At 61.5% G+C, this 1,575-nt stretch carries 3 protein-coding genes; 1 reads left to right on the top strand and 2 read right to left on the bottom strand.

What is annotated here, in order from left to right; genetic code table 11:
* Together EN939_RS33520 and EN939_RS33515 are read right to left on the bottom strand one after the other, a co-directional pair.
* Positions 1–233: aldolase/citrate lyase family protein (locus EN939_RS33520; RefSeq protein ID WP_245473269.1), on the bottom strand; the 233-nt coding region annotated here is incomplete at its 3' end.
* Between the two features lie 3 nt (positions 234–236).
* Positions 237–758 (bottom strand): MaoC family dehydratase, encoded by a 522-nt coding sequence (locus EN939_RS33515; protein ID WP_442919591.1) that lies wholly within the window; start codon positions 756–758, stop codon positions 237–239.
* An 81-nt stretch (positions 759–839) separates the two neighbouring features.
* Between EN939_RS33515 and EN939_RS33510 the strand changes: the two genes are divergently transcribed.
* A partial coding sequence (locus tag EN939_RS33510) for a DUF2336 domain-containing protein (RefSeq protein WP_127271748.1) occupies positions 840–1,575 on the top strand: 736 nt, incomplete at its 3' end.

Below are 1,575 nucleotides of genomic sequence, written 5' to 3'. Positions count from 1 at the left end.
GCCAGATCGTCATCCGTCAACCCGGTCGTGAGGTCGTTGACCCTGACATAGATGGCTGAACTGGTTTGCGCCCTGCGTTCCAGGATGAAGCGCGCCGCCACCTCGCGCGCCAGCGCCTTGTTGTGCGGCGCCACGGAATCTTCGAGGTCGACGATGATCACGTCGGCGCCGGCACCAAAACTTTTTTCCAGTTTCCTCTGGGAATCGCCAGGGACGAACAGCAGCGAACGCATGCGTCAGATCGCCTTCTTCAGCATCATCGCTTGCCTGGTGCATTTGGCGACGAGATCGCCATGCTGGTTGTAGGCGCGATGCTCGAATTCGACGATGCCGCGATCGGGTTTCGACCTGGATTCGCGCACCGAGATGACTGTCGTCTCGACCCGGATGGTGTCGCCATGGAAGACCGGATGCGGAAACACGGTCTCCTTCATGCCGAGATTGGCGACCGTAGTGCCGACTGTGATGTCATTGACCGAAATGCCGATCATCAAGCCGAGCGTGAACAGCGAGTTGACCAGCGGCTTGCCCCATTCGCTCCTGGCGGCGAAATCGAAGTCGATATGCAGCGGCTGCGGGTTCAGCGTCATTACCGAAAACAGCATGTTGTCGCTTTCGGTAACGGTCTTGCGCAGCGTGTGCTGGAAGACATGGCCGACAACGAACTCTTCGAGATAAAGCCCGGCCATTTCTTTCTCCTCACGTGCTTGACGGTGATAGGCGCTGCAAATCAGCCTCGCAAGCCAGTTAATGAACATGGTGAACGGTTCGTAAACCAATTCTGCCTACGGTCGTCAGTGGGGTCAGAAGCTTCTGACAAGGGGCGTAAGCAGGCGGGCATGGTTGTTGTTTCGCATTTTCTGAAATGGATCTACACGGCCAGGGTGTCGGAGCGTGCCGCGGCGGCGAGCGCTCTGGCCCGGGCCTATATCAATTCCGAATTGCCTTTCGAGGACCGTTGCGCCGCCGAGGCGGCGCTGACGCTATTGCTCGACGATGCCTCGTCGAAGGTGCGGCTGGCGATGGCCGAGGCGCTGTCGATGAGCCACCACGCGCCAATGCAGATCATCAGCGTGCTGGCCTCCGACCAGCCGGAAGTCGCCGGCGTGGTGCTGGCCCGCTCGCCGCTGCTCACCGACGCCGACCTGATCAACCGCGTGGCTTCAAGTCCGAAGGCGACACAGAAATTGATCGCCGACCGGCCACTCGTCTCGATGGCGCTGTCGGCGGCCATCGCCGAGATCGGCGAGGCGGACGCCTGCGCCGTGCTGCTCGCCAACAGCGGCGCCGACATCGCCTCGCTCAGCTTCCGCCGCATGGCCGAACGCCACGGCCATCTGCCCTTGGTGCGCGAGGCGCTGATATCGGATATCAGGCTGCCGGCCGACTGTCGGCATATGCTGCTCGTCAAGCTGGGCGAAATGTTGAAAACGTCGCCACTGGTGATGGCATTGATGGGCGCGGCGCGAGCCGACCGCGTCATGCGCGACGCCTGCGTCAAGGCTTCGGTGACGCTGATAGAAGGCACGCGCCAGGAAGAACATGCGGCCCTGATCGAGCATCTCAGGCTGCGCG

The sequence above is a fragment of the Mesorhizobium sp. M7A.F.Ca.CA.002.05.1.1 genome (assembly GCF_003998335.1).
Classification (GTDB): Bacteria; Pseudomonadota; Alphaproteobacteria; order Rhizobiales; family Rhizobiaceae; genus Mesorhizobium.
Note: the sequence above shows the minus strand (reverse complement) of the source record. Positions and strands in the feature narration are given on the sequence as shown.

Bases quoted from the DNA above. Each gene is read 5' to 3' on its own strand.
- EN939_RS33515 (WP_442919591.1), bottom strand. From the start codon at position 758: ATGTTCATTAACTGGCTTGCGAGGCTGATTTGCAGCGCCTATCACCGT.